The organism is Tunturiibacter empetritectus (assembly GCF_014201375.1).
In the GTDB taxonomy this organism is placed as follows: Bacteria; Acidobacteriota; Terriglobia; order Terriglobales; family Acidobacteriaceae; genus Edaphobacter; species Edaphobacter lichenicola_D.
The window spans coordinates 190,321-215,907 of record NZ_JACHDZ010000006.1; the positions used below are offsets into that span (position 1 = coordinate 190,321).

Annotated in this window: 27 protein-coding genes; 11 read left to right on the top strand and 16 right to left on the bottom strand. The window is 59.0% G+C overall.

The features are described 5' to 3' along the window. Positions 1-5 precede the first annotated feature (5 nt). The 5 genes from fabG to HDF10_RS17015 all read left to right on the top strand — a co-directional run bounded on the left by fabG (position 6) and on the right by HDF10_RS17015 (position 4,368). On the top strand, positions 6-752 hold the full coding sequence (gene fabG, locus HDF10_RS16995; RefSeq protein WP_183815491.1) for a 3-oxoacyl-[acyl-carrier-protein] reductase: 747 nt from the start codon (positions 6-8) through the stop codon (positions 750-752). Between the two features lie 455 nt (positions 753-1,207). Further along, complete coding sequence (locus HDF10_RS17000; RefSeq protein WP_183815493.1) at positions 1,208-2,329, top strand: GNAT family N-acetyltransferase; 1,122 nt, start codon at positions 1,208-1,210, stop codon at positions 2,327-2,329. 83 nt (positions 2,330-2,412) lie between these two features. Next, the gene (locus tag HDF10_RS17005) at positions 2,413-3,198 is read left to right on the top strand and encodes a methyltransferase domain-containing protein (protein WP_183815495.1); all 786 of its coding nucleotides are present in this window, start codon (positions 2,413-2,415) and stop codon (positions 3,196-3,198) included. Positions 3,199-3,431: 233 nt separating this feature from the next. Next, positions 3,432-3,836: a helix-turn-helix domain-containing protein gene (locus HDF10_RS17010; RefSeq protein ID WP_179585397.1), complete on the top strand. Its 405-nt coding sequence runs from the start codon at positions 3,432-3,434 to the stop codon at positions 3,834-3,836. Positions 3,837-3,891: 55 nt separating this feature from the next. Beyond that, positions 3,892-4,368 (top strand): GAF domain-containing protein, encoded by a 477-nt coding sequence (locus HDF10_RS17015; RefSeq protein ID WP_183815497.1) that lies wholly within the window; start codon positions 3,892-3,894, stop codon positions 4,366-4,368. 125 nt (positions 4,369-4,493) lie between these two features. On the opposite strand, the gene HDF10_RS17020 is transcribed toward HDF10_RS17015, so the two are convergent. The 8 genes from HDF10_RS17020 to HDF10_RS17055 form a co-directional block, all read right to left on the bottom strand. Next, on the bottom strand, positions 4,494-5,387 hold the full coding sequence (locus tag HDF10_RS17020; RefSeq protein WP_183815504.1) for a rhomboid family intramembrane serine protease: 894 nt from the start codon (positions 5,385-5,387) through the stop codon (positions 4,494-4,496). 114 nt (positions 5,388-5,501) lie between these two features. After that, positions 5,502-5,966: a hypothetical protein gene (locus HDF10_RS17025; protein ID WP_311732801.1), complete on the bottom strand. Its 465-nt coding sequence runs from the start codon at positions 5,964-5,966 to the stop codon at positions 5,502-5,504. A 133-nt stretch (positions 5,967-6,099) separates the two neighbouring features. Further along, positions 6,100-7,167: an MBL fold metallo-hydrolase gene (locus HDF10_RS17030; protein WP_183815508.1), complete on the bottom strand. Its 1,068-nt coding sequence runs from the start codon at positions 7,165-7,167 to the stop codon at positions 6,100-6,102. Positions 7,168-7,376: 209 nt separating this feature from the next. Beyond that, positions 7,377-7,616, bottom strand: a complete 240-nt coding sequence (locus tag HDF10_RS17035) for a hypothetical protein (protein WP_183815510.1) — start codon at positions 7,614-7,616, stop codon at positions 7,377-7,379. Positions 7,617-7,630: 14 nt separating this feature from the next. Continuing rightward, positions 7,631-8,128, bottom strand: a complete 498-nt coding sequence (locus tag HDF10_RS17040) for a MaoC family dehydratase (protein ID WP_406706665.1) — start codon at positions 8,126-8,128, stop codon at positions 7,631-7,633. Between the two features lie 46 nt (positions 8,129-8,174). Then, positions 8,175-9,053: a 3-hydroxybutyryl-CoA dehydrogenase gene (locus tag HDF10_RS17045; RefSeq protein WP_183815514.1), complete on the bottom strand. Its 879-nt coding sequence runs from the start codon at positions 9,051-9,053 to the stop codon at positions 8,175-8,177. A 142-nt stretch (positions 9,054-9,195) separates the two neighbouring features. Further along, the gene (locus HDF10_RS17050) at positions 9,196-9,654 is read right to left on the bottom strand and encodes a DUF7684 family protein (protein ID WP_183815516.1); all 459 of its coding nucleotides are present in this window, start codon (positions 9,652-9,654) and stop codon (positions 9,196-9,198) included. 102 nt (positions 9,655-9,756) lie between these two features. Next, complete coding sequence (locus HDF10_RS17055) at positions 9,757-10,596, bottom strand: PP2C family protein-serine/threonine phosphatase (protein ID WP_183815517.1); 840 nt, start codon at positions 10,594-10,596, stop codon at positions 9,757-9,759. 105 nt (positions 10,597-10,701) lie between these two features. Between HDF10_RS17055 and HDF10_RS17060 the strand changes: the two genes are divergently transcribed. Continuing rightward, a complete protein-coding gene (locus HDF10_RS17060) occupies positions 10,702-11,601 on the top strand; it encodes a DNA-methyltransferase (protein WP_183815518.1) in 900 nt (299 codons plus the stop codon). Here the strand turns inward: HDF10_RS17060 and HDF10_RS17065 are convergent. From HDF10_RS17065 to HDF10_RS17090, 6 genes are all read right to left on the bottom strand, one after another. After that, positions 11,564-12,106, bottom strand: coding sequence for a hypothetical protein (locus tag HDF10_RS17065; RefSeq protein WP_183815519.1), 543 nt, complete (start codon positions 12,104-12,106; stop codon positions 11,564-11,566). The genes HDF10_RS17060 and HDF10_RS17065 overlap by 38 nt on opposite strands. Before the next feature lie 213 nt (positions 12,107-12,319). Then, complete coding sequence (locus HDF10_RS17070) at positions 12,320-12,871, bottom strand: hypothetical protein (protein ID WP_183815520.1); 552 nt, start codon at positions 12,869-12,871, stop codon at positions 12,320-12,322. Beyond that, the gene (locus HDF10_RS17075) at positions 12,868-13,131 is read right to left on the bottom strand and encodes a hypothetical protein (protein WP_183815521.1); all 264 of its coding nucleotides are present in this window, start codon (positions 13,129-13,131) and stop codon (positions 12,868-12,870) included. Before HDF10_RS17075 ends, HDF10_RS17070 begins: the two co-directional genes overlap by 4 nt. 67 nt (positions 13,132-13,198) lie before the next feature. Further along, a complete protein-coding gene (locus HDF10_RS17080) occupies positions 13,199-14,140 on the bottom strand; it encodes a metallophosphoesterase family protein (protein WP_311732802.1) in 942 nt (313 codons plus the stop codon). Between the two features lie 75 nt (positions 14,141-14,215). Next, positions 14,216-14,764, bottom strand: a complete 549-nt coding sequence (locus tag HDF10_RS17085; RefSeq protein ID WP_221271826.1) for an HPF/RaiA family ribosome-associated protein — start codon at positions 14,762-14,764, stop codon at positions 14,216-14,218. Between the two features lie 206 nt (positions 14,765-14,970). Beyond that, positions 14,971-15,636 carry a Bax inhibitor-1/YccA family protein gene (locus tag HDF10_RS17090; RefSeq protein WP_183815523.1) on the bottom strand — a complete coding sequence of 222 codons (666 nt, stop codon included), beginning with the start codon at positions 15,634-15,636 and terminating at the stop codon, positions 14,971-14,973. A gap of 206 nt (positions 15,637-15,842) precedes the next feature. On the opposite strand from HDF10_RS17090, the gene HDF10_RS17095 reads away from it, so the two are divergent. The 5 genes from HDF10_RS17095 to HDF10_RS17115 all read left to right on the top strand — a co-directional run bounded on the left by HDF10_RS17095 (position 15,843) and on the right by HDF10_RS17115 (position 20,213). Then, the gene (locus tag HDF10_RS17095) at positions 15,843-16,301 is read left to right on the top strand and encodes a vitamin K epoxide reductase family protein (RefSeq protein ID WP_183815525.1); all 459 of its coding nucleotides are present in this window, start codon (positions 15,843-15,845) and stop codon (positions 16,299-16,301) included. Positions 16,302-16,423: 122 nt separating this feature from the next. Beyond that, the gene (locus HDF10_RS17100; RefSeq protein WP_183815527.1) at positions 16,424-16,822 is read left to right on the top strand and encodes a hypothetical protein; all 399 of its coding nucleotides are present in this window, start codon (positions 16,424-16,426) and stop codon (positions 16,820-16,822) included. Positions 16,823-17,043: 221 nt separating this feature from the next. After that, a complete protein-coding gene (locus HDF10_RS17105; protein WP_183815529.1) occupies positions 17,044-17,997 on the top strand; it encodes a radical SAM protein in 954 nt (317 codons plus the stop codon). Positions 17,998-18,246: 249 nt separating this feature from the next. Beyond that, the gene (locus tag HDF10_RS17110) at positions 18,247-19,749 is read left to right on the top strand and encodes a glycosyltransferase (RefSeq protein WP_260177981.1); all 1,503 of its coding nucleotides are present in this window, start codon (positions 18,247-18,249) and stop codon (positions 19,747-19,749) included. 83 nt (positions 19,750-19,832) lie between these two features. Next, positions 19,833-20,213, top strand: a complete 381-nt coding sequence (locus HDF10_RS17115) for a hypothetical protein (RefSeq protein ID WP_183815531.1) — start codon at positions 19,833-19,835, stop codon at positions 20,211-20,213. A gap of 99 nt (positions 20,214-20,312) precedes the next feature. Here the strand turns inward: HDF10_RS17115 and HDF10_RS17120 are convergent, their stop codons facing one another. Together HDF10_RS17120 and HDF10_RS17125 are read right to left on the bottom strand one after the other, a co-directional pair. After that, entirely contained in the window at positions 20,313-21,317 is a 1,005-nt protein-coding gene (locus tag HDF10_RS17120) for an outer membrane beta-barrel protein (protein WP_183815533.1), read from the bottom strand. 267 nt (positions 21,318-21,584) lie between these two features. Continuing rightward, positions 21,585-25,409: an Rne/Rng family ribonuclease gene (locus tag HDF10_RS17125; RefSeq protein ID WP_183815535.1), complete on the bottom strand. Its 3,825-nt coding sequence runs from the start codon at positions 25,407-25,409 to the stop codon at positions 21,585-21,587. Between the last annotated feature and the right edge of the window lie 178 nt (positions 25,410-25,587).

A 25,587-nucleotide genomic window follows, 5' to 3' on the forward strand; every position in this document is an offset into this window, starting at 1 on the left:
GAGTCATGAGTATTTCGGCAGGTCGTGTTGCGTTGGTGACGGGGGCTTCGCAGGGGATTGGGCGCGCGTGTGCGCTGGAGCTGGCGCGGGCGGGGGCGACGGTGGCGCTGGCGGCGAGGAATCTCGAAAAGCTGGGCGACGTCGCCGCGGAGATTGCGGCTGCCGGTGGAAAGGCGCACGCATTCGCGCTCGATGTTTCGAACGAGGAGTCGATCAAGGAGTGCGCGAAGGCCGTGATCGCGCACTTTGGCGCCGTGCATATTCTGGTGAACAACGCCGGCATCACTCGGGACATCCTGGCGCTGCGCATGAAGCGGAAGGATTGGGACGATGTGCTGACGACCAACCTGACGGGCGCGTTCCTGATGACGCAGGCGGTGATGTCGCAGATGGTGAAGGGCCGCTGGGGGCGGATCGTCAACGTGACTTCAGTGGTGGGGGAGACGGGACAGGCGGGGCAGGCAAACTATGCGGCCTCGAAGGCGGGGTTGATCGGGCTGACCAAGTCGCTGGCCCGGGAGCTGGCGAGCCGGACGATTACGGTGAATGCGGTGGCGCCGGGATTTATCGAGACGGCGATGACCGAAGTTCTGACCGCCGAGCAGAAGGCGATGAATGCGCAGTTCATTCCACTGGGACGAGTTGGAACCGACGTTGAGGTAGCCCATGCGGTTGCGTTCCTCGCATCGGAGGAGGCCAGCTATATTACCGGGCACACGCTGGATGTGAACGGCGGGATGTTCATGGGGTAACCCGCCCTGTGAGTACCATCGGCACGAAGAGATTTTATTCATAGTCTCGTCGTGCACTTGCTGTAAAGTCTTTCTAGCAGGTGATTTATGGTTCGATGTCCTCTTGAATTTCGAGGTAGATTTTTTGCACCCGTCCAGAGTTTCTTGGGTTGCCTCTCTCAGCGCAATAGGGGTAGAAGTTAGGAAACCAGGCCCCGGAATGATTGCAGAGGTTTGAATCAGGGAAGATCCAATCTGATTGATTTGGCGTAAGCTTACCAGCCCCTGTGTGACTTGTTTGCCAGAAGTTATTCCTGATTTGTTTCAGTTGGCCACTTCTGGGACTGGCAAGAACGCATCCTAGTAACCAGACCCTATCTGCCGCATCGCAAAGACCACTGTCTTTTATTAGTTTCCGCGACCTTCGGTTCACCTACGTCACTATGCTGTCGACCAGTCATGAAGCCAAAGACTTATTGGGAAGTGAGCTGGATGCCGCGCACTTTTTCGTTCTGCGCGGACGGGCGGCGATCCTGCGCATTCAGTCTGTGCTGGTCCACCTGAGCGCGCTCTGCCAACAGACCGGAGCGATGGATTACCTGGAGTACTTCCTGACCGGAACCGACAATTTGAAGAAGATTCCCTACCTGGTGCTGATAGGAAAGCGGGGGGACCTAAACGTTGCCGACTTGCGGGCCGAAGACCTGAAGGGTGCCGTACTGGTCTATGAGTACAAGGTGCTGGGGATGCCGTCGCGGGTCTTCACCACAAGCGACTTCAATGGCAGCAGGACCGTGATTGCATTGCCTGCCGAGCGGACCAGGATCTCCGCCAGCGTGGGCCGCTACCTGATGACAAACGGCGCACAGGTGGTCATGCTCAGCTACGCGGGCGAGAGCGAGGAGACGTGGTCGGAGTGCTTCGGCGACTCGGTGGCCGGGGACGAAAAGCGCCTGTGGACGACTCAGACCCGCGAGGTAGGGGCAACCATCGTATTGGAGAAGACTCTCGATGAGACGCTGGCTGCGATGGGCAAACACACTCGCCGCAATCTGAGGTACTACCGCCGCAAGGCCGGAGCAGAGTTGGGATGCACCTTTGAAGGCGATGTTAAAAAGATTCTCAGTAAAGCTTTGCTGAACGAATTGAATCAGGCGTCGACCCATCCTGTCTCCGACCTCGTCCTCGAGCGGCGATACAGCACGATGAAGGCGTTGGATGGACTATTCTGCGTTGGAGTGAAGACGCCGGACGGCCAGTGGATCAGCCTGCTCGGCGGCAGGAGACATCATGGCGTATCCGAGATCGACTGGCAGATGAATCGCAGCGGTCTTGAGAGATACTCGGTGGGAACAATGATTCGTTCGTACCTGATCGAGTATGAGATTGAGATCGGGACATCCAGACTGTTCTTCGAGGGAGGAACCCCGCACTCGATGCGGCACGCGTTCCTCTCCGAGAAGGCAGTCGATATTGTGGTGGCGAAGCAATCGCTGTTTGTCTCGCTGCTGCGCCGGGTGGCCCACTGGTCGCCGCCAAGAAATAACTTTCTGCTGCAGACGCTGGTCGATCCCGCGCTGCGTTGGGAGTTGCACTAAACTTCTGCTAGTTGCACTAGACTTCTGCTAAGAGAGGAAGCGGGCTGGAGCTTCGTTTCGCAGAGACCTTGACACGATAACGAATGACGAGACTCGGCACAGCATGGTCGAAGCTGCGATGGTCGCTCGCGCAACGCGGACTGGCGGGAACGATGCGAACCGCGCTGGGGCGACTGCAGCGACAGGACAGCGCTGTGGGCGCGGAAAAGCCGCCGATGCATCCGTTCGATCAGCGCTACGGCGTCGACACCAGCGGACTGATCGGCGGTGGCGACCTGCGGACTGGTCATAAGAATGACATCTTCAATACCGCCTACTACGGCATGGCTCCCTCGCGGTTTCAGCGTGTAGTCGAGGATTGGATCTCCAACTCAGAACACGCCGCGATCTCTCAGTACAGCTTCGTCGATCTGGGCTGTGGCAAGGGGCGCGCAGTGATGATGGCCTCGGAGTTTTCGTTTCGTCAGGTGATCGGCGTGGAGTTGAACGCGTCGCTTGCCAAGACCGCCGAGTCGAACCTGGCCGCGTGGACGGGTTCAGGACGAGGGGTGTGTCCGGTGCGGATTGTCCACCAGGACGCGACCGAGTTCTCGTTTCCAGAGGGGCCGTGCCTGCTTTATCTCTTCAACCCGTTCGCGGCTCCTGTGGTGAAGCGTCTGATTGAGCGGCTGGAGACTGAGTTTGCAGGCAGGCCGGGGCTGCTGGACGTCATCTACTTCAACCCCGAGGCTGGCGAGTTACTGGAGGCGCATGCCGGCTTCAGGCTTCTGTGGACCGGGACGGTGGAGATGTCGGAGGAGGACACGGCGGCGGACCACGTGGCCTCGCCGGAGGATCTGTGCAGCGTGTACCGGTGGGTGGGAGTGTGATTGCCCTCCCCGAAGACCGTCCCCCGCAGCAAGGACGGGGTTACTCCAGCGCTAGTAACCGATCCAGTAATGCCGGAGGCGGTTCCAGACTCGAGCGGAGTTCAAGTAAGGCTTCAGGGTTTGGCCGGTAACTGCCTCTCGATGAACCTGGGATGGTTCAGAGTTGCCCTGATCCCCAAAGATAGGCATTGACCAACTCGTTGCGGCTGTTTACTTTGTGGCTAATGGCTGACATGCAAACTATACCTGTTGATCTGGCGAACGAGTCGATTGAGGCTCTTTCCATCTCGATGAATATCGGTTCTACGATTCGCGGATATCGGCTGCAAAAAGGCATGTCGCAGGGCGACATCGAGAAGCGCACCGGCCTGCTGCGCTGTTATCTCTCGCGGGTGGAGAATGGGCACACCGTGCCGTCGCTCGAGACACTGCAGAAGATTGCGAGAGCTCTGGACCTGCAGCTCTCGGAGTTCTTCGCCGAAGAGACGATGGCGAAGGAGATGTCGGGGCTGAACCTGGGCGAAGAGGAGATCCGGTTTTTGACCCAGGTGCAGCGTTACTCGGCCCACCTGTCGGAGAGCGACCGAAGACTGCTGCTGGCCATGGTGAGGAAGTTCGCCCAGACGACGCTCAGCTAGAGACCGATCAGCTAAGACGAGGTTCGTCTCACTCTACTCAGACCGAGGTCAACTGGTGCCGAATAGCGAACTTCTGCATACGCTCAGGAACATCACTGCTGAAAAATCAGATCGCTCCACCAGAGCGAAACGAATCGCGGATGCCATTCGCAAGGAAGGCTCCTGGCGTTGGGTGGGGATCTATGATGTCGACTTCGAGCGTGGCCTGGTCGTGAATATCGCGTGGAGTGGATACTCCGCGCCGTCTCATCCCGCTTTTCCAATTACGCAGGGTCTCACCGCGAGAGCGATTGCCGGAATAAGAACGGTCAACGCCGGAAATGTGGCCGATGACTCGGGCTACATGACCACGTTCGACAGCACACGGGCGGAGATTATCGTTCCGGTTCTTGCCCATGGACACGGCGATCGCGTGATCGGGACCCTGGATGTGGAGAGCGAACACCTGAATGCCTTCGATGCAGAGGCGCAGGCGCTGCTCGAAGAGTGTGCCCGCGTGCTCGAAGCGTTTTGGGCTGAGGCCAGACGGTAGCGCCTCTGTTTTACGTGCAGCCGCAAAGGGCGGGGAGCAAGTCAGCGAGTTAGCAAGTCAACAGCGATTCAGTACAACTCCCGCTGACTCGCTGACTTGCTAAACTGGCTGGCCAGTTGACTCGCCTATCGCAGCTTGGCAATGAAGTACGCAAAGAGAATTAGCGCGAACGTGGCGGCAGCGAACGTGAGCTTCTGTCGCGCGAGGTAGCGGGTCCGACCGGAGGTCATGCGTGGCACCAAAGGAACCCCGAGCGCGAGTCCGGTCAGGAAGCCACCGATGTGAGCGTGGTTGTCGATCCGCACAATGCTGGTAAAGTTCGCGCCGAGGCCGATGATGAGGTTCAATATCGCAAACTGAATTACAGAGCGTCGGAGGCGGTTCAACTCAAATGCCGGAATGGGCAATTTCTTATTCGACAGCAACACAATGAGAATCCCAGCGATCCCGAAGACTGCACCCGAAGCTCCCGCACCCACCGAATCATACCCAGAATAGAGCAGTTTGTAGAGCAGGTTTAACAGGCCTCCGGCTGCGCCTGAAGATCCGTATTCGTGAAAAAACACACTGGTAAACAGACCAAGCAGATTACCAGCGACACCGGTAATCACATAGACCGCGATCAGGCCGAAGGGGCCAAGCAGTGGCTCGCCCAGCAGACCGAGGTTCCACAGACACCACATGTTGGTCGCGATGTGCAGCAGACCGACATGAACAAACGTCGCAGTGAGCAAACGATACCACTGGCCGTGCAGGATCAGCTCCGGGCTGGTCGCGCCAAAATAGAGCAGCTGATAAGGCGTCGGGCTACTGGGCGAGACGCCGCGGAAGATCATGTAGCAGAAGACGGTGATGTTGATGCCGAGCAGGATGTAGGTGCCGGGGGTGGCCAAGATATTCCAACCGCGCTCACGGGAGTTGGGACGTGAGGCCTCGCGCTCGTAGTCGGGGATCGGCTGAGCGGGGATACCGTCGGTGTGCGGCGGCAGGACTTCGCCTTCAGGGGTGGGGAAGGACATGATGTTGTACTACGCTATCAAATGCGGAGGAGGCAGTGGTGAATTGTTCGCCGTAATCAGAAGCCGCCGCAGGTGGTCAGCGCGGGGCGGCCAACAAAGAGCCCACAACTCTGTTCAGGCAGCGTCCTTCGTAAAGCGGTCACGGAGGTCCGCGGGGATCCGCTGCTGGACGATACCGCCGATAAAGCCGGGAAGCGGGGTCGCAATCGCAACCAGCACCCAGAGGAGCGTCGAAAAGACAAGGCCGACGATCGCGACTGCCTCAAGCGAGACGGCAACGGCATGGGCCTGGTTCAGATGGACCCGAACGGTGTTGATATGCGTGACAACCTCAACCCGGTGAATGACTACGGCAGCCAGCAGAAACGCAACAATCGAAAGGGAGCTGACGCTGATCAGGAGAACATCGATGGTGCGGGCGATGCGCTGGCGGCGGCGGCAGTGGCTGCAATCGGAGAGGTGCTGGTCATAGTCCGTGCGCATGGCCGGAGACAGACCCGAGATGTCGTAGCGCCAACCGGAGAGGATATCCCCCACCACCTGATCGATGCAACCTCGGCTATGGGTTCTGCGGTTCACTGGAAATGCTAACGCTGTTTTTTTCATCGGTTTATAGTCACCATTCTATCTTGTTTGATAGCTCGATGAAAGGAAAGGATTCATCGAATCGTAACCGTTGGAGTACCCTCACTAAGCGCCTGAAAATGCAGAACTAAAGCGTGATTGGATCGAGCGGAACAGACTGTCCGGCCAGAACAATCCGGTTACCGAGCAGCGTAGGCTGGTTACCCAGTGCCTGTTCGGCAGAAAGTCGCGCCAGCTCAGGGGCGTTATTGGACTCGGAGAGGTGCCCGAGGACGATCCACGATGCGCCGCCGTCATAGTCCTTCTGGAGAAACTCAGCCGTCGCGTTATTGGACAGATGGCCGACCCGCGACAGAACGCGCTGTTTGACCGACCACGGATACGGGCCGTCGCGCAACATCTCGAGATCGTGGTTCGACTCCAGCAGCAGCACGTCGATGCGCTTGAGAGCAGACTTGACGTTGGGGGGCATGTAGCCAAGATCGGTCGCCAGCGCCATGCGGATACCCTCGGCCTCAAAGACAAAGCCGCAGGGGTCGGCCGCATCGTGCGGAATGGTGAAGGGGGTGATGTCGATGTCGCCGATAGAGAATTGCGTGCCGGCGCGGAAGTACTCAACGGCGGGAAGGTGCGTAGGATCTACCTTCTGCTCGGCCCTTTGTGCGGGCTCCGGGCTGCAGAGCTCCTCCTCATCCGGGTCGACGGGCAGCTCGAGGGTAACATTTGGATCGTCGGAACGGTTGAGCGCAGCGACCTCGGCAGAGACACTGGCGATCGCCTCCGACTGCGCGGCAAGCTGGGCAGCCAGGCCCGCAGTCTGGATACAAGTCGAAGTGTTCGCGGCAATAGCGGTGGCGCGGGCTTCCTTCTCGCGCTGCACATGATCGAGCCACTTAGCGTAGGTCATCGTGGTGCGCGGGGTCAGCATGCGAACCCAGGCGCGGTGGGTCGGCTCGGTGAAGAAGACAGGAATCTTCAGGCGGCGCGCGAGGACAGCAAGCCCCGCGATGTGGTCCTGATGCTCGTGCGTGACGAGGATAGCGTCGAGCCGGGCGGGGTCTTCCCCGGCGACGGCCATGCGCCGCAGAAGTTCGCGGCAGCAGAGGCCCGCATCGACCAGAACGCGTGTCCGGGAGCTGGCGATGACGGTGCTGTTGCCTTTGGATCCGGAGGCGAGCACTGTCATACGCATCATCCCGTTAGGATACGCCGATTGGTTGTGAGTATGTCGCCCGGGTAACCAGATTGGTTCGGGCGTTCGCACGCCTTTTTAAAGCTTGGCCCGATCCTCCGATGGTCGGCATAAGATTCTGTTCGCGACCAACGGGAGCGCCAACCGAAGGGGTATATAAGTCACGAAGTGACCGCCGCCCGCGCAGGGCGCCCGTCCGGCAGGACAGCTTCTCAATCCTCCAGACGATGAACCGCAGCGATGTCCGAGAGCAGCGTCGAATAGCCACCGCTTCCCAGCGGAACGAAGTTGCCGTTGGGACCAGGCTCGACCTTCAGGTAAAAGACATCGGGGGTATTCTCAGACTCGAAAACGAAGAGGATCTGAGCGAGGAACCGCTCGCCGTCGGCCATCTCAAGGGTGACGACGAGGTCGATACTCGATTTGAGAAGAGCAAGATCCTCACTGGTCATCGAAAGCTCGTTCTTTACTTGCCGATGGGCCGGACGGGAGCCAGGAAGTTGACGGTCGAGCGCATCACCACTTCGTTGCGCTGGTTGAAGGCAAGCGTGCGCGTGCGGACTACACCGAACTCCTTGCGGGAGTTGGATTGGCGTACCCCGACAACCTCGATCTCAGTACGAAGCGAATCGCCCGGGCGAACCGGCTCGGTCCAGCGCATCTCTTCGACGCCTGCGCCGATCATCCCGCCGGCAACCGTGATCGACTGCACGCGAAGTCGCATGACGATCGCAGCGGTTAGCCAGCCCGAGGCCGCGAGGCCCTTGAAGAAGGAGTTTTCGCCGGCAGCCTCATCCAGGTGAAAGGGCTGCGGGTCGTACTTGCTGCCGAACTCTTTGATCTCTTCGGCAGTCACCTTGGCCTGGCCTAGCGAGTTGAACTTCTGGCCTACGTAAAAGTCTTCGTAATAAAACTCCTTGGGCATTGTCTCTCCTCTTCCTTTGGATGTTGCATCTTGCTTCAGGCTTCAGCTGGTCTCGTTAGTGTAGAACCGCAAGTGCCGATCTTGCTCATGATGTGGGATAGGTGTAAAAGCCGCGTCCCGATTTTCGCCCAAGCCAACCGGCGTCGACCATGCGAACCAGCAGCGGGCAGGGGTTGTACTTCGGACTGCCAAGCCCATCGGCGAGGACGCGCATGATGTCGGCGCAGACGTCGAGGCCTATGAAGTCGGCGAGAGTAAGCGGGCCCATCGGATGCGCCATGCCGAGCACGAAGACCTGATCGACGGCCTCGGCAGTGGCAACGCCCTCCATCACCGAGTAGATCGCCTCGTTGATCAGCGGCATCAGCACGCGGTTTGAGATAAATCCTGCGGCATCGTTCACCTCGACCGGCGTCTTGCCAAGCTGTAGCGAGAGCGCATGGACCGCGTCGAAGGTAGCCTGTGACGTCGCGAGGCCGCGGATGACTTCCACCAGCTGCATCACCGGCACAGGGTTGAAGAAGTGCATCCCGATCACCCGCTCCGGGCGCTTGGTCACTGCGGCAAGTTTGGTGATCGAGATGGAACTGGTGTTCGTCGCGAGGATGGCGTCGGCAGGAAGGATGCGGTCGAGGTCGCGGAAGATCTCCGACTTGATCGCAAACTTCTCCGTCGCGGCCTCGATGGCAAAGCTGCAACTGCCCAGAGCTTCGCGGTCGAGCGCGGGAGTAATGCGCGCTCTGGCCTCATCGGCCTGCTGCTGCGTGAGCTTGTTCTTCGCTACTTCGCGAGCGAGATTCTTCTCGATGGTGGCGAGCCCGCGATCCAGAAACGGCTGCTGCAGATCGTAGAGGACGACGGGAAAGCCGGAGCGGGCGCAGACGTGCGCGATGCCGTTGCCCATGGTGCCGGCGCCGAGGATTGCAATGGTCTCAGTGGTCTTAGTGGTCTTCAAGTCGGACATAGAGGAGTTTCAGACGACTTCGCAGTGTAGCAGCTTGCGAGGGATGTACGGAATCAGAAGGGCCACTGGGCAGTGGGTCAAATTTGAAATTCGGGGCAACCTAGCTACCTATAACACCGTCTTGCCGGAAGGACGGGCGTCCTCACAGTCGTTCTATCAAAGCTGCCCGAATTCGCTGTCCCCAAGAATCATTGCTGACGTTTAGAGCGATCCAATCCGTGCAAAGTGCTTCGAAGCCATGATCTTGCTCTACGCAGTTCGCAAAGAACCATAGAGCTTCAGACAGAGATTCCTTCGAATGCCAAGTAGTCATCACAATCTGTCCCTTAGGCTCATCAGGCATACGTTCAAGATCAAATTGGTCATGCACCCTTTCACAATCAGGTCCCCACACGCAAAGGTATGCAATCCCCCGTTCTAGTAAAAGTTTCGCTGTTTCCCTTATTTCTCCGTCAGTGACGGACGTTGCATCGATAGCGAGAAACAGGCAGAAGTGCTTTGAGACACCATCAAGAGCCGATTTGACATTTTTCAGCGAAGACAACCCGCCAACGCAAAAACGTCGCTTGGGGTGTTCCATGTCTCGCTGCATTTCAAGCATGGGATCCTCCACGGCTGATGGTAGTCAATCAATGCCTTCCCGCAAAGTCACATTTTCGGCAATTTCAGTCATTCATTACAAAACCGACCCACTACCCGGTAGCTAGGGAGCAACAGCGACCAGCAGCACGGTGATGTTGTCGTTGCCGCCGTTGCGATTGGCCGTAGTAATCAGCTCTTCGCAAGCCCTGGTGAGCGCGTCCATGGTCTGCGGCTTGGGGATCGCAGTCAGAATCTCCGCGATCTCTTCGTCGGTCACCTCGTGGGTCAGGCCATCAGACGCAAGCAAATACACGTCGTTCGCCTGCGGACGATGGCTTTGAATCTCGGGCTGCACTGTAGCCTGCGAGCCGATGGCGCGCGTGATGAGGTTGCGCATGGGCGAGTGCGCCGCCTGATCAAGGGTGATCTGCCCGGCGCGAAGCTGCTCCTCGACCAGCGAATGATCGATGGTGAGCTGCTCCAGATTGCCGCGGCGCTGGCGGTAGCAGCGGCTGTCGCCAACGTGGCCCAGCCACAGCGTAGGAGGATCGGTGACGCGGGAGTTCAGATGACTGGCCGGCGAACGACGAGTGGCTGAAGACTTGCAATTCTCCCCCTGGACCACCGGCGTGTGCAGCAGGGCGACCAGCGTCGTACCCATGCCGTTGTACTGCCGCGACTGGCGGGACTGCTGATAGACCGCATGATTGGCCGCCTGAATCGCGGCATTCATGCGCGCCTCCGGCGTCAACGACGCTTCCAGCCCTCGCGGCGAAGAGAGATTTGCCAGGAAGGTATCGGCAGCCAGATTGCTCGCAACCTCTCCGGCGGCCGCTCCGCCCATGCCGTCGCAGACGACAAACGCCCCGATCTCCGGCGCCGCGGCGCAGGTATCTTCATTGCCCTTACGGACGCGTCCGCGGTGACTGAGCATGGCGTAGATGAGGTGAGTCGCGGACATAGTAGAGCGGGGGGCCGTGTGCAGCAGAACCATCCGAAGAGAACAATACACGTCGCAGCCGAAGAGACCAAGGGTACGTTAGTGTTAGGAGCGGAGACCGTTGGCATGAACCGGATCGTGCAGGGAGATAACCTCACCGTTTTGCAGTCGTTGGCAGCCGCATCCGTAGAGCTGATCTACGTCGATCCCCCCTTCAACACCGGCAAACGACAGAGCCGCACCCAGATGAAGACCATCCGCGACGAGGCTGGCGATCGCGTCGGCTTCGGCGGCCGACGCTACCGCACCGAAGTGCTGGAGCAGCAGAGCGGAGGCGCAGGCTACGGCGACCGCTTCGACGACTTCCTCGGCTTCCTGCGGCCGCGCCTGATCGAAGCACACCGCGTCCTCTCGCCCACCGGCTCCCTCTTCTTCCACATCGACTATCGCGAGGTCCACTACTGCAAGGTCATGCTCGACGAGATCTTCGGTCGCGACTGCTTCCAGAACGAGATCATCTGGGCCTACGACTACGGCGCACGCGCCACCAAACGCTGGCCAGCCAAACACGACAACATTCTCTGGTACACCAGGGGTCCCAAGCGCTACACCTTCAACCTCAACGAGAGCGACCGTATCCCCTACATGGCGCCGGGGCTGGTCGGCGCAACGAAGGCAGCCCGCGGCAAGACCCCCACCGATGTCTGGTGGCACACCATCGTCTCGCCCACCGGCAAGGAGAAGACCGGCTACGCCACGCAAAAACCACTCGGCATCCTCGAGCGGATCGTGCGCGTCCACTCCAACCCCGGCGATACGGTGCTCGATTTCTTTGCCGGCAGCGGAACGACTGGCGCCGCCGCAGCCAGACACGATCGCAGCTTCATCCTGGTCGACGAGAGCGCCGCAGCCATCGCCGTGATGGAGAAGCGCCTCGCACCCTACACGCCCCGGAGAGAGAACTTGCCGCTCCCCAGGGCCAGAAGATCTACCCGCGCGCCTGCTTCTCGGCGAAGTCGCCAATGATTGGCAGCTTGTACCACTCGCCCTTGCTTGCCTTGATGATGAGGAACAGCCAGACCAGAAAGAGGCCGAGTCCGATCACCAGATGCACCAGCGAAAACAGTAGAACAATCCCCGGAATAAAGTGCAGGAGTATCTCCCCAAAGGAGATCAGCAGCTGCAGCACAAACGCCGCCACGCAAAGTCCGATCGACTGCCACGAGTGAAATCGCACCAGCGGCATCTTGTTGAAGGGCTCGAGCACTAGGAAGATAATCGCCGGAATAATCGTGAGGTAAGAGATGGCCGCTGCCGCATTCTCCGAGAGCCCTGGGTTGGTCGCGGCCGGCGGAGCCGCAACATAACCAGGTGGCACCGTAGAGTAGGCCGGCGGAACATTCGTATAGTCCGGCGGCGGCGGCACGGTTGAACTTGCAGCAGCGCTACCAGCCGCGGCTAGAGGCGCGCCGCAATGGTTACAAAATGCATTTTGAGGCGCCACTTCGTTGTGGCAGACGGGACACTGCATGGCATCACTCCTGAGAGATGGAATTGGGGCCTAAGTGCAGAACACAAGTCAGCGAGACAGCTCTGAAACTTCGACCTCGTCTGAAGTGCTACCCAGCATACCCCGGAATCGACGCGGTTCAACTTACTTTTTCCAGGTTCCGCACAATTTTCGCCCTGCAAAAATACCTCCAGCGGTGGCCGACCCTGCGTCGTTATCGGATTCACGCAGCGATTACTGCTTCGCCGCCTTCCTCTCCGCGGCGAGACACTCCTCAATCGACCTCTGCCACTCCGGCCCACTCTCCGCGTCTTGCTTCCCCATGGCCAGCACGTCCTCATTCGCCGCTACGTCGAGAGCAGTCCGAACATAAGTCACCTCCACCTTCGTGCTCGATGGCGCGAGAACGGAGAGTCGCACCTCGACGGTAAAGACCAGCGCGTCCGGGATAAACGACACATACTGCATACGGCCTCCCACCCGATCAAAGACTGTATTCACCCACACGCTCTTATGCGGACCATGTTGGACCGTAAAGACGGCACCCTGGACGTCCTCCGCCGGTTGCGGATGAACAAACTCGGGCTTCCAGTGTTTGCCCGCCCAGCACCGCTCCCCCTCCGGACCGAAGAGCGCCGAGGCGCGGCTCAACGGAGTCGGCACGACGAACTGAAAGCTGTTGCTGACGTGAGCCGGCAAGGCCGTTGTTTGCGCCATCGCAATAGGCTGCCCTGCACTCACAACGCCAGTTGCCAATGCGAGAGGAAGTAACGTGGCTGCTTTCATCTGCGCTCCTTCAAGTGATGGCTGTCGGACGCACGCAGCGTCAGGCCATAGATGTTCTTCAACTTCTCAATCTCTTTCAGAGTCTGCGGGGAGAACGCGGACTTGCCCTCAAACGCATGGAGCACAATGCCCTCCAACAGGTCTCCTAGACTCATATCCTTCAACTCGGCCAGTGCTTTCAGCACCTTCAGCAGCCGCTTCTCCATGCGGACCCCTGTCTGAATCCGCTCGATCTCGATGACGTTCTTCGATGCAGTCATATGTACCAATGTACCACGGTAAATCAACAAAGAAACAAAAAGTGGCCCTGGCGGCCACCATGTGTTTTTAAGTATTTTGCGGCGCGACCGACTGGAAGCCGGAAGGCTCGTAGCGCGTGGTGAGCTTATTGTCTGCGACTGTGACGACCGTAAAGCCCTCCGGCGTCCCCAGGCGCGTGCCATGCCACCAGTTGCCGCACACTGCCCCGCTCGTGATGTACGGCACGCCCTTCCACTCAACCAGTTCGTTGACGTGCGTGTGGCCCTGCAGAACGCCCAGCACATTATGTCCGGCGAACAGATCGAGCACCTGGTTGGCGTTCGCGACACTCAGGCCGTGGTGAGCCGGCGCAACAGCCGGTTCGGGCATGTACGCTGCGATCGCTGTCACCAGCGGAATATGAACCGAGACGATGACCGGCGTTCCGGCAGCCAGCGCAGCGAGATCCGCGGCCAGCCACTGCATTTGTGCCGCATCGATACGGCCCTCGTAGGCGCGGTCCGGCGTGATCCCGATCGAGGCCAGCACGATGAAGTGATGGCCCTTGTGATCGAAGGAGTAGTACAGCTTGCCGAAGCGCTGCTCGAAGAGCTTCTTGCCGTAGAGCGGATCGTCCTGTGCGATACCGCTGGCCGGGTAGATGCCAAGTACGTCGTGATTGCCGACGGTGTGGTACACCTTCACGCCCAGATCCTGTTCGGTCTTGTCGTAGAGATCGAAGAGAGTCAGGGCGCGTTGCTTCGGCACGGCAAGCGCATCGAAGACGTGATCGCCTCCGTTGATTGCGAAGTCAGCCCTGACCGCACGAGCCCTCTTGAAGGCCATATCCGTGCCGACAACGCCATTCAACTCAGGCTGGAGATGCGCATCCGTAATGAACAAGAAAGTGAACGGCTCACGGACCTGGCCACCGGCGGTCGCCGATGCTGCAAGAAACGAAGGCGCAGCGGCCGAGAGACCGGTGGCGCCAAGCATCGCGAGAAACTGTCTGCGGCTGGTCGAGTTCACCGCTCCATGATAAATCTGCGGAACGACTCAACGATAAAAGTTTGACATCTCTCCATCGCAGCAGGCAGCGGCTCCCTAAGGCCGCCTACCGGAAGGTTGAGACTTCCGCCGGGCCTGGAAGATCAACTTTTTTTTTGGGCCCCGGGGGCTGAGCTTGGTCGGCTTCTTCGCGGCAGCCTTCTTCGCTGCGGCCTTCTTTGCCGCAACCGTCTTGCCTGTTGTGGCAACGGTCTTACTCGCCGCCGCTTTTTTGGCAGGCACAACTGGTGCGGCCGCTTCGGCCGGTGGAACAGGCGCGGAGACCTCCTCGGCAGCACTTCCCCTCCGTCCGAAGAAGGTGGTAAGCAACCTCTGCATCTTTCCCAGAGCCGCTCCAACTGCGGACTCCGTCGTCATAGCGATTGCGCTCGCGCTCACCGGCTTGTCCCCTTCGGGACGAACCTCAATCAAGCAGCGCTTGTCCGCTTTGCCTGTCTTTTTGTTATCCACGTCAGAAAGATGGACTTCTACCCGCGTAATCCTCTTGGCAAACCGGTCCAAAACACGGCTCACGTCCCCTTCGACAAAACCCGTCAAACTCGCGTCTACGTCAATCGTCTTGTCGCTATTGACCTGAATCTTCATCTGATCCTCCGGTAGAGAGTGCCTCATTGAGTCGGCTCAGTGTACCTCTAGAGAACGCAACCTGCGCGTGAATATCTGAGCTCTGGAAGCGATGCCCTGCCCTCGCCCCTGGAGGATCAGGCGCAGGAACCAAAAATGTTCAACGTTTTCAGGAGGTCATCGGACGATTCAAACTCTGCATCTTCGCCAGACGCAACTCTCCGCGGCTAATCCCTGCGGCGTCCGCCCATCAACTGCAGGACCGCCATAAAGATGTTGATCGCGTCGAGGTAGATCGAGAGAGCAAGGGACACCGCCGACCGGCCATCACCACCTGCGCGAATGCGGGCAAAGTCGCCAACCGTAAGCAGCGTAAAGACCCCCAGCGTCAACCAGGAATAGGTATCCGGCGACATGAAGCGAAAGAAGATGCTGGCGATACCAGCGAGCATCAGCAGCAGCAGCGCTGCGAAACCGATCCCAGCGATGCGCCGATAGTTGATGTTGAACAGATACGCGACGCAACCCATGGCCGCCATGCCCAGGCCTGTGGTCGCAGCGGCGTTGAAGACGACCGCCGAACCAACACTCTGAACGTAGCGATGAATCAGCGGGCCTATCTCCCAACCCATGAAGTAGGTCAGCGTAAGGAACAGCCCCAGCGCCAGCGCCGGACTCGCCTTGCGGGTAAAGGTGATCGCCAGCACGAGGACAAGCACCGCAATCATCCCGGGAAGCGTGCTCCACGCGGGAGCTGTCGCCACGCCGAGAGCCGTGATCAGAAAGCCGAGCGAAGTAATGCCCAGCACCTTGGCCAGCAGCGAGGCCGTCTCCTCACGTGCGCCCTCAATCGTGGTGGGATACCCGTTCATGTTCAAGCGGTTGTCGATCATCTTTTCTCTCCGCGCATCTTTCTCTCTGCGGCATGCCCTGAGGGTGTTATGCCTCTCGCCTGTCCTGCCTGTTCTTATGATACTCGTCCACAACCACGACCGGCCCCGAGTACACGCGATGGATGACCCGACCCCGAACCATAAAGACGACCCTCGTCGCCTCACGTTCTCTCACGAAGTAAAATCCACGCAGTAAAATCGAAGACATGAAGTATCTGATTGCGTTGCTGGCAGTTGCAGGCATTGTCGTTTCAACCATGGCGCTACACGTTCACTACATGGACCCTGCCTTGGCTCCCCCCTGTGCCGTAACCGAGAAGTTCGACTGCGGCGCGGTCAATCACAGCCGGTTTGCCGTCTTTCCTCCCCGCACCTTCGACGAAGACCCCAAGGCGGGATCGCATATTCCCGTAGCGATGCTGGGCATCGTAGGCTATGCCGCGATCGGCGTTCTCGCGCTGATGGGCCGCTGGTGGCTGGTCTTCGAGTTCGCTCAGGTCGGCTTCCTCTTCGCCGCGTTTCTCAGCTATATCGAGGCATACGTCTTGCAGAAGTGGTGCATCTATTGTCTGTGGTCGCAGGGGATCGTTACGGCCATTCTGCTGGTGACGGTCGTCGCGCTCGTCATGAGATGGCGGCAAAAACGCTCAGCGCTCACGCCATAAAGAACCAAAATAAAGATTCGGTATGGACCAGCGAGGGTCGTACCTGGACTAGGATTTAGAAGTTGGTTTGGACTTCTTTTCGCCGCCAGAAACGATAAGAAGAATAACACTTGGAGTAGTGTATGTGGCCAAAGGTATTCATGCAGTTAGTTGAGTTGCTGCCTCACATCACGCGGCTGGTGCCGATGGCGGACAAGTTTTTCAGCTCCAAGGCTGCCGCCGAAAAGGCAAACGAAGCCGCGATGCTGGCCATGGCCGAGGGCGTTCGCGGCGACCTGGGGCAGGTTACCAAAGCGCACCTGGGGCTCTACCGCCAGTTGCAGGACCAGAGCGCGCAGATCACCGAAGTAGGCGAAGTGGTAAAGCGTGCGCAGGTGTCGATGGAGCAGCACGAACACCGAATGGAGGCGCTCGAGAAGCAGGTGGCCTCGTTCAGCATGTGGCTGAAGGCAGGCATTCCTATCCTGATCGCGCTGGTTTCCATGGTCGTCGTCCTGCTGGTCCGCCTGCTCCAGCGGTAAGCGCGTCCTGAATTTGTCTCCCCGGAAAATAAATCTGCAAACCTGGCGTATTTTTTGACCCCGAAAAAGTGACGGCTAAAACACCACATCAGCCACGCATCTCACCACAACTTCACCACGTTTTCACCACAGCAAAACACTCCAAAAACACAAAATACCCCTGAAAAACCACCATTTCCCCATCCCAGAATTTTTTCCGCCAAAAACCGTAGAATTGAAGCATGGGAATTAGCCGGAACGAAGCACTGGACTGCTTTCGCAGCGATGATCTGATTGGAATTGGAATGGAAGCCGACGCCGTACGCCGCCGTCTGCACCCCGAAGGCGTAGTCAGCTATGCCATCGACGGAAGAGTCACCTACACGCAGTCCGCGACTGACGCGGGTTTTGATCAACTCTGCAAACAGATCTCCAACATCCTCGAGAAGGGCGGCCACGGAGTGATGTTGCAGGGTGAGGTAATCCCCGCACTCACAATCTCCTGGTTTGACGGGCTCTTTCGCAGCATCAAGCAACGCTTCCCCGCCCTCTGGCTCCACTCGCTCTCCGCCAGCGAGATCCTCTCCATCGCCGGGCAGACCGGAGCCACCGTGGAGGACACTATCGCGCGCCTGCACGATGCCGGACTGGACTCAATCCCCGGTGATGACGCGGGTATTCTCGACGACGCGGTACAGCAGGGTACCCGCACAAAGTGGACCACAGCTGACTGGCTCGCCGTCCATCGCGCCGCCCACAAGCTCGGGATGCTGACGACCGCGACCATGACCTTCGGCGGCGGCGAGACGATGGAGCATCGCGTCAACCACCTTGAAGCAGTGCGCAGTCTGCAGCAAGAGACGAACGGCTTTGCCTCGTTCACGCCGTGGAGCTTCGCGCCAAAAGCCGCGTCAATGCCGGGGTTTGAGGAGGCAACGGCAGTCGAGTATCTGAAGACACTGGCCATCTCGCGCATGTACCTCGACAACATCGAGAACGTGCAATCGAACCTCGAAACGCAGGGATTCAAAGTGCTGCAGGTCGGTCTGCGCTTCGGCGGCAACGACGTAGGCAGTGTGCTGCACGCCGAAGGCGCCAACGCAGCGACTGAGGAGCAACTCCGCCAGGTGATTCGCGACGCAGGATTCAAGCCGGTGCAACGCGATACGGTCTACCGGACGATGTTCTTGAACTAGGTTTTCGGACGACGAAGATGTCCTGATTTCAAGCGGTGATTCGCGTAGAATCGATAGGGTACCCGAACCTTTCGTGGAGCAACGACCCTGCAATTTTCTCTTCAAACACTGACGTCCCAACTCGGATTGCTGGTCGGTCCAAAGGGCTTCGGTCACTATTGGAAGACGCACTACGCAGACAAGACGTTCGAGCACCTGTATCGATGGAATGCCTTCGATACGGCGATGCTGATTCCCTACTTCATCGTCATGATCGTTCTGGCGTTTTATGGGATTCACCGCTATCAGTTGGTATGGCTCTACTTCAAAAACAAAAAGAACGCCGCGAAGTGGAGTGAGCCGCCGATGCGGTTCGCCGAGGGGCAGCTACCATTCGTCACGATTCAACTGCCGATCTTCAATGAACAGTTTGTGATCGAGCGCCTGATCGAGGCGGTGTGCAGTCTTGACTATCCGCGAGACCGGTTTGAGGTTCAGGTGCTGGACGACTCGACTGATGAGACAACCGGGGTGGCGCGGGAGATCGTCGAACGCTACGCGAGCGGATTTGTCGGTATGGACCCTCAGCCAATTGTGTATCTGCATCGCAGCAACCGGCATGGTTACAAAGCGGGCGCGCTGGACAAGGGTCTCGATGTCGCTCAGGGCGAGTTTGTGGCGATCTTCGATGCGGACTTTGTGCCGCCGCGCCAGTGGGTGATGCAGGTGATTCACCACTTCGCGCAGCCTGAGATCGGTATGGTGCAGACGCGGTGGACGCACCTGAACCGAAACTACAGCTTCCTGACGCAGGTTGAAGCGATTCTGCTGGACGGGCACTTTGTGCTGGAGCACGGAGGACGAAGCCGGGCTGGGGTCTTCTTCAACTTCAACGGCACGGCGGGGATGTGGCGACGGGAGACGATCTCAACCGCAGGCGGCTGGCAGCATGACACGTTGACCGAGGATACTGACCTGAGCTATCGGGCTCAGCTGGTGGGTTGGCAGTTCAAATATCTGCAGGACGTGGAGTGTCCAGCTGAACTGCCTATTGAGATGACCGCCTTCAAGACACAGCAGGCGCGATGGGCGAAGGGCCTCATCCAGACGGGAAAGAAGATTCTGCCGCGGGTGCTGAAGAGCGATGCGCCGTGGCATACGAAGCTCGAGGCGTGGTATCACCTGACCGCGAATATCAGTTATCCGCTGATGATCGTGCTGAGTGTGCTGTTGATGCCAGCGATGATTATTCGCAGCTGGCAGGGCTATATCCAGATGCTGCTGATCGACTTTCCTCTGTTCATTGCAAGCACCATGTCGGTTTCGACGTTCTACATGGTGAGCCAGAAGGAGCTCTATCCGAAGAGCTGGTACAAGTCCATCGTCTATGTGCCGTTCGTCATGGCGCTGGGTGGGGTAGGGTTAACCATCACCAATACCAAGGCAGTACTCGAGGCGCTTTTTGGAGTGAAGAGCGCGTTTGCCAGAACGCCGAAGTATAGCGTGAAGAAGAAGGGTGAGAAGAGCCAGGCAAAAGTGTATCGCAAACGACTGGGCATCATTCCATGGATTGAGATGGCAATCGGATGCTACTTTGCGTGGACGGTCTACTATGCGATTTCGACGGAGAACTTCTTTACGGTACCGTTTCTCGTGCTGTTTGTGTTCGGGTACTGGTACACCGGCTTGTTGAGCCTGCTGCAGGGTCGTTTCGAACGGAGCCGCGACCCCGACCAGGAGATGCACGAGAAGCCGTATCCGGTAGGCATTTAGACGATCGAGGCTGATAGACTGGCTGTCGATGTCTCCTGAAGAACTGCCGGCAAAATCGCAGCGCAGGAGACCAGAATAGGTTCATGATTACTGGCGCTTTTCTTTTACTTGCAATCAGTCTTGGGTATTTGCTGACGGTCGGCCTGTCGATGGCGGCGACCTTTGCCATTACTACGTCCTTGCCTGATATGGTTGCGCGAGACTATCGAATCACGCCGAGATACAAGTTTCTTCAGGATGGAGTGTGGCTGGTGTGCACGACCGTGGGGGGCTATGCGGCAGCGCTCGTCCTTGGCACCGATCACTCTCCGTGGATTGGCGGCATGGCTTTAGTGGTCGCTCTTATGGGAGTGCTGTGGACAAATACGTGGGAGATGCGTCAGCGCGGGGTCGGACATCAGATGCTGATGAGCCTGGCGACCGTGGCCGGCGTGACTGCGGGATTTTTTCTGCGGCTGCGATAGCCCGCGACCGGAAGAGAACCGTCACAAGGCAGAGTCTAAAAATAAAGAAGAGAGGCGGCGTGCCTCTCTTCTTTTGCAACTCGATCCTGCAGGGAAACGCTAGAAGCGGAGTCCAAAGGTGACCGGAATATAGGTCGTCCGCGCGCTGGCCTGCGGAAACGCATTGAAGTAGCTTGTAGTACCGCTGATATCGAACGGGCGAGGCTGATTATCGGTCCAGACATACCGTGCCTCAGCGTAGAACTTCGTCGAGGCAAAGCGCGAGACCTTATAAGTAACGCCAAGGCCTGCGTTCACGCCGAAGGCATTGCTGGTATACCAGTCGATGGGCTGGTTGGCCGAGCATTGATAGTACCCATAGTAGGGGTCGAAGCAGGTTCCCGTGACTGGCGTCGTGAACTGGGTGTATTTGTGATAGAAGCCGATGCCGCCGACGACGTATGCCCCGAAGGTATCGGACGTGTAGTAGTTGATGATTGGATTGAGCGTGAAGGACCAGTCGTGGATGTTGCCGCCAAGTTGGGGGATCAGCGAGCAGTTGCCAGCGGCTTGGGCCGCCGACGTGCACAAACCGTTGTAGATGGCAAGCTGGTTATTGAGCGTACTGGTCTGAAAGCCGAACTTATCGTAGTCGAACTGCGCGATGACTCCGAAAGTCTTGTTGAAGTTGCGCCCAACGCCGGCCTGGATCTTCCAACTTGGCGTCGCGTAGTTGTGGGTTCCGCCAGTAGGTAGAGTGAAGCCCCCACCGACAAGGAAGGTATACTTCGCCGAGCCATCAGGATTGGTATGGCTATCGCTGTAGTTTGGGCGGCTGTAACGACGACGCGGCGGAGGCTGGCTCGCATCGCTGCTGAGGTTGAAGTCCACGGCACTGGCGGTCTCTGCACCTCCCGTGCTGCTGCTGTAGCCGAGATCGTCCGGAGTGGAAAGATTGAGCGGTGAAACCAGACTCGCTTTTATATTAACCGGCGGCAATGGGGATGCAGTGCCGGAAGACTGCTGCGCGTGAAGGCCCAAGGTCCCTGAAGCAGCGAGAAAAGTGACTGCCGCGGTGCGGCCAAGGATACGGTGTAGGCGATTCCCAGTGATCGTGGTGTGCATCTTTGTGTGGCTCCCTTGGTGCTATGAGGTTCTTCATTGGCTTGAACCCAACTGTGACGCGCTTGTTGTGTAAGACGCAGGAAATGTCGTTTAGGATGACAATCCGGTGGAGTTTTTACATTTTGCGTTTGCCAGAAGATGCTGAGGAAAGAATAGTTACGGGCGTCCTGATGAGTTGGACGCCCGTAGTATCTCATGCCCTGGATCGATCTTTTTTCGGAGTCTCGCCACAGGCTGAAGCCCGCGACTCCTCTCCGAAACAGCGGTCTAGTGAATGTCGAACTGCTCAGGGTGCAGGCTGGGATCGGATTTGACGAGGATCGTCTTGCCGACCATCTCCTCCATCTCCTGAAGCCACTTGGTTCCTGGAGCCTTGAGCTGCTTGACGACCTCTGGGTTGACGCGAAGCATCACATCGCCGCGGTCGAGATGCTTCTGCATCTTGCGCATCTCGATGTAGATGTCGTTGCAGACGGTGACGGGCGACTTCACCATGCCAGTGCCGGTGCAGATGTTGCAGGTGGTGGACAGCGTGCGCTCAAGCGACTGCTTGACCCGCTTCCGAGTGATGGCTACCAGGCCAAAGTCGTTGAACTGAAGAACCTTCGAAGGAGCACGATCGGTCTTCAACTCCTCTTCGAGCGCGGCCATAACCTTGTTGCGGTTCTTGCGCTCGTCCATGTCGATGAAGTCGATGATGATGATGCCGCCGAGATCGCGCAGACGAATCTGACGAACGATCTCCGGGATCGCATCGAGGTTGGTCTTGACGATGGTGTCTTCAAGGCGAGCCGTCTTGCCGACGAACTTGCCGGTGTTGATGTCGATCGCGACGAGCGCCTCGGTCTGGTTGATGACGATGGAGCCACCGGACTTGAGCCACACCTTGGAGCGAAGCGCCTTGTTGATCTCTTCGGTGATGCCGAACTGTTCAAAGAGAGGAGTCTCTTTGGTGTAGAGCTTGACGCGACGAATCAGCGATGGCTGAAAGCGCTGCAGGAAGCGCAAAACACGCTCGTACTCGCTCTCGCTGTCGACCCAGATGGCGGAGAAGTTGTCCGTAACCTGATCGCGAAGGATGCGCTCGACGAGATTGAGATCGTGATAGATCAGCGCCGGAGACTTCGAGGACTCGGAGCGCTGCTTGATATCGGCCCAGAGGTTGAGCAGGAAACGCAGGTCCGAGCGAAGCTCCTCTTCGCTGGCTCCCGATGCGGCGGTGCGGACGATGAACCCGCCCGCGGCCTCGCCCTTTTCACTGAGCAGAATCTCCTTCAGACGACGGCGCTCACTATCGGAGTCGATCTTGCGGGAGACGCCGGTGTGATTGACGGTCGGCATGAAGACAAGGAAGCGGCCAGGCAGCGCAATGTGCGAGGTAATACGAGCACCCTTCTTCGCAATGGGCTCCTTGGCGATTTGAACCAGGATCTCCTGGCCGGGCTTGAGCAGTTCGCTGATGGCCGGGAGATTGGTGGACTGCATCGAACTGCGGCCTCCACGGCGATCGCGTCCGCCGCTGGCACGTTCACGATCGCCTGCGCCGCCGGTGTTGCGGGGGCGGTCGCTTCGGTCGCTGCGGCCATAGCGGTCTCCGCGTCGGCCATCACGACGACCATCGCGGCGGCCACGGCCACGGTCCTGATCGCGATTGCGATCTGTCGCCGGAGCCATAGTACCGGCCTGCGCCTGATCGAAGCCATTGGCAGCTACTTCGTCGCCTTCAACGAACTCTTCATGCAGAACATCTTCTTCGGTGTCAGACTCGTCGAGGTCGTCTTCCTCGGTGTCCTCAAGATCGCCGACGAGAGGATCGTAGATCGCGTCCTCTTCTTCGAGGTCGTCCTCCTCTTCGTCCACGTTGCCGGAGCGCGTGATCTGATCGATGGACATCTCGCGAATCATCGTGCCGAGATCGGCTGCGCCTTCGAGGGTCTCTTCTTCCTCAAACTCGTCCATCTCTTCGATGGAGCTGGCGTGAAGGGTGGTGTTGAAGTCCTCCTCGTCAAGCGTCTCCTCCTCGAGTGAGCCGATGCCTGGCGCGAAGTGCTGTGGAGCAACCTGGTCTGCGACGACGTTGTCGGCAGGATTCGCGACGGCAGTCTCGTGTTCAATCGGTGAGACGGTTTCGGTGGCATGCTCGGGCGTAAAGATCGCGACCGGAGCCTCAGAGTGCATCTCCCCCGTTGCGTGAAGCGTGGTCAGCTCGTGCGGCGCGGGAGCCGTCTCGGCGAGGACTGCTGCAGGCTCAACATGGGTTGCGGCCGGGGTCTGCCAGTCAAACGGTTCGTACGCGGCGTGCGCAGGCTCGGTGTGGAGCTGCGCAACATGCTCAGTGTGAAGCTGTGAAACCGGCTCGTCCGGAGCAGGCGTGATGCTGTGGACTGAGCTGTGATCGACGCTGTAATCGTGAACTTGCGGCTCGGCATGAGCCTCTGCGTGAACCTCCTCAGGCGCATCGAGCACTGGCGCGCTCTGGCGATACTCGCTGGGAGCTGCGGGATCGATGCGGTAGGAGGCAGAGGCGTCGGTAGGTTCATACTCGACGGGCTCGGCTACGGTCTCATGCTGGTGCTGTTCGTGCGAGATGAGGTCAGAATGCGCGGCGAAAAGAACCTCGGGCTGCTCCTTCGTCTCGGTGACGATCGGCTCGGCGACGCTGAATCCGTCTGCTTCGCGAATGACTTCGGCGCGAGGCAGTGAAGGCGCAGGGCTGGCATTGCGGTAGTCGGCGCGGGCCTCCTGGCGATGCTCAGCGCGAGGCTCGTTGCGGCTCTCCGTGCGGGCTTCGTTGCGGCGGTGGCGAGAGAGAGACTCTCCCGGAAGAATCGATCCACCATCCCAGCCTTCGGGAAGGCTGAACTCCGGCGCCGACGGAATGATGACATTGGTCTCTGAAGGCTTGGACGCTGCGGCGACAGGCTCCTCCCCACCTTTGCGGTACTTGGAGAGCGACTCACCGGGAAGAACAATGGGCGCGGGCGCGTTGGCGTCGAGCTCCGGAGCCTGATCGTAGGCGGGTGCGTCGTCCACGCCGTAGAGCGCAGTCTTGGGAGCAAAGCCGCGAGGGACGCGCGGTTCGCGGTCACGTCCGCCACGATCTCCTCGGTTGCCGCGGTCGTTGCGGTCGTTGCGGCCTCCGCGATTACGGCCTCCGCGATCGTTACGCTCGCCACGGTCGTTACCCCGGTCGCGATTGCCACGGTCCGCGTTCTCAGGAGAAGAGGTGCTTGTCTCAGGGGCCCCATAGGCGGAGGCGATCGGCGCAGTCGCGCTGCTGGCAGGTGCGATAGGCGCGGCGGCTCCGTCGATGTCGAAAGAGTCTTCGTCATAGGCGACCTCACCGGAGGCATTATCCGGAGTGGCGCTGGCGACGTTCGGCGACTCGTCACGTTGCCCTGGACGGCCACGACGACGGCCACGACGGCCACGCCAGCGGCGGCTGCCATCGGCACCAGGAGCTCCTTCGCCGATCTCGCCCGCGTCGTTTCGGTCGGTGAGATTTTCAGCCGGCTGATCAGCGGAGAAGAAGTCGGCCACGGGGGCGTTGAAGGTTTCGTCCGGCGAAGCAGGCGCGAGCGGATCTGCAACAGGCTGGCGGTCACGGTTGCCGCCGCGGTCCCGACGGCCTCTGCCACCACGGCCACGGTCGCTACGTCCACCTCGGTCATTTCGATCACCGCGGTCTGTGCGCTCGGAGGAGCGAACACCGGAGTCGCTAGTCTGGTCGAGCCGATCGGGAGGGCTGGCTACCGTGCCTTCGATGGTGGCAGGGCTGCCGTTGCGGTCGCCACGGTCGTTGCGGCGGCCATTGGAGCGACGGCCGGAGTCGCCGTTGGTATCGAAGTCAGCCGAGTCGCCGGCCTCTTCCATAAAGTCCGTGATGTAGAGGAAAGCATCGCGCTCGAGGCCGATATCCACGAAGGAGGACTGCATGCCTGGCAGAACGCGCGTGACTTTACCGTTGTAGATGGATCCGGCGAGAGTGTATTCGTTCTCGCGCTCGTAATAGATTTCCGTTAGGGCGTCGTTTTCGACGATGGCGAGACGAGTCTCGTGAGGGGTACTGGAGATGTAAATTTCTTTCGACATTCGCTGTGCTCTTTCTGCCCGACCTCTAGGAGGTTCGAGCGGCAGACGCGACAGAGAACAATCGGGAGTTCGCCTGACCCGGAGGGCAGGTGTGGCTCACCGTGGAGCGGACAGATTACGGGCTGCGGAAGCTCGTGAACAAGACTCGACGACCGGTGCGAGGTAAGAGTACAGCTCT

Excerpts from the sequence above, each read along its gene's own strand:
- fabG (WP_183815491.1), top strand. The coding sequence starts at position 6 with ATGAGTATTTCGGCAGGTCGTGTTGCGTTGGTGACGGGGGCTTCGCAG.
- HDF10_RS17005 (WP_183815495.1), top strand. The coding sequence starts at position 2,413 with ATGACGAGACTCGGCACAGCATGGTCGAAGCTGCGATGGTCGCTCGCG.
- HDF10_RS17010 (WP_179585397.1), top strand. The coding sequence starts at position 3,432 with ATGCAAACTATACCTGTTGATCTGGCGAACGAGTCGATTGAGGCTCTT.
- HDF10_RS17020 (WP_183815504.1), bottom strand. The coding sequence starts at position 5,387 with ATGTCCTTCCCCACCCCTGAAGGCGAAGTCCTGCCGCCGCACACCGAC.
- HDF10_RS17030 (WP_183815508.1), bottom strand. The coding sequence starts at position 7,167 with ATGATGCGTATGACAGTGCTCGCCTCCGGATCCAAAGGCAACAGCACC.
- HDF10_RS17035 (WP_183815510.1), bottom strand. The coding sequence starts at position 7,616 with ATGACCAGTGAGGATCTTGCTCTTCTCAAATCGAGTATCGACCTCGTC.
- HDF10_RS17045 (WP_183815514.1), bottom strand. The coding sequence starts at position 9,053 with ATGTCCGACTTGAAGACCACTAAGACCACTGAGACCATTGCAATCCTC.
- HDF10_RS17050 (WP_183815516.1), bottom strand. The coding sequence starts at position 9,654 with ATGCTTGAAATGCAGCGAGACATGGAACACCCCAAGCGACGTTTTTGC.
- HDF10_RS17055 (WP_183815517.1), bottom strand. The coding sequence starts at position 10,596 with ATGTCCGCGACTCACCTCATCTACGCCATGCTCAGTCACCGCGGACGC.
- HDF10_RS17060 (WP_183815518.1), top strand. The coding sequence starts at position 10,702 with ATGAACCGGATCGTGCAGGGAGATAACCTCACCGTTTTGCAGTCGTTG.
- HDF10_RS17065 (WP_183815519.1), bottom strand. The coding sequence starts at position 12,106 with ATGCAGTGTCCCGTCTGCCACAACGAAGTGGCGCCTCAAAATGCATTT.
- HDF10_RS17070 (WP_183815520.1), bottom strand. The coding sequence starts at position 12,871 with ATGAAAGCAGCCACGTTACTTCCTCTCGCATTGGCAACTGGCGTTGTG.
- HDF10_RS17075 (WP_183815521.1), bottom strand. The coding sequence starts at position 13,131 with ATGACTGCATCGAAGAACGTCATCGAGATCGAGCGGATTCAGACAGGG.
- HDF10_RS17085 (WP_221271826.1), bottom strand. The coding sequence starts at position 14,764 with ATGAAGATTCAGGTCAATAGCGACAAGACGATTGACGTAGACGCGAGT.
- HDF10_RS17090 (WP_183815523.1), bottom strand. The coding sequence starts at position 15,636 with ATGATCGACAACCGCTTGAACATGAACGGGTATCCCACCACGATTGAG.
- HDF10_RS17095 (WP_183815525.1), top strand. The coding sequence starts at position 15,843 with ATGAAGTATCTGATTGCGTTGCTGGCAGTTGCAGGCATTGTCGTTTCA.
- HDF10_RS17100 (WP_183815527.1), top strand. The coding sequence starts at position 16,424 with ATGTGGCCAAAGGTATTCATGCAGTTAGTTGAGTTGCTGCCTCACATC.
- HDF10_RS17105 (WP_183815529.1), top strand. The coding sequence starts at position 17,044 with ATGGGAATTAGCCGGAACGAAGCACTGGACTGCTTTCGCAGCGATGAT.
- HDF10_RS17110 (WP_260177981.1), top strand. The coding sequence starts at position 18,247 with ATGATCGTTCTGGCGTTTTATGGGATTCACCGCTATCAGTTGGTATGG.
- HDF10_RS17115 (WP_183815531.1), top strand. The coding sequence starts at position 19,833 with ATGATTACTGGCGCTTTTCTTTTACTTGCAATCAGTCTTGGGTATTTG.
- HDF10_RS17120 (WP_183815533.1), bottom strand. The coding sequence starts at position 21,317 with ATGCACACCACGATCACTGGGAATCGCCTACACCGTATCCTTGGCCGC.
- HDF10_RS17125 (WP_183815535.1), bottom strand. The coding sequence starts at position 25,409 with ATGTCGAAAGAAATTTACATCTCCAGTACCCCTCACGAGACTCGTCTC.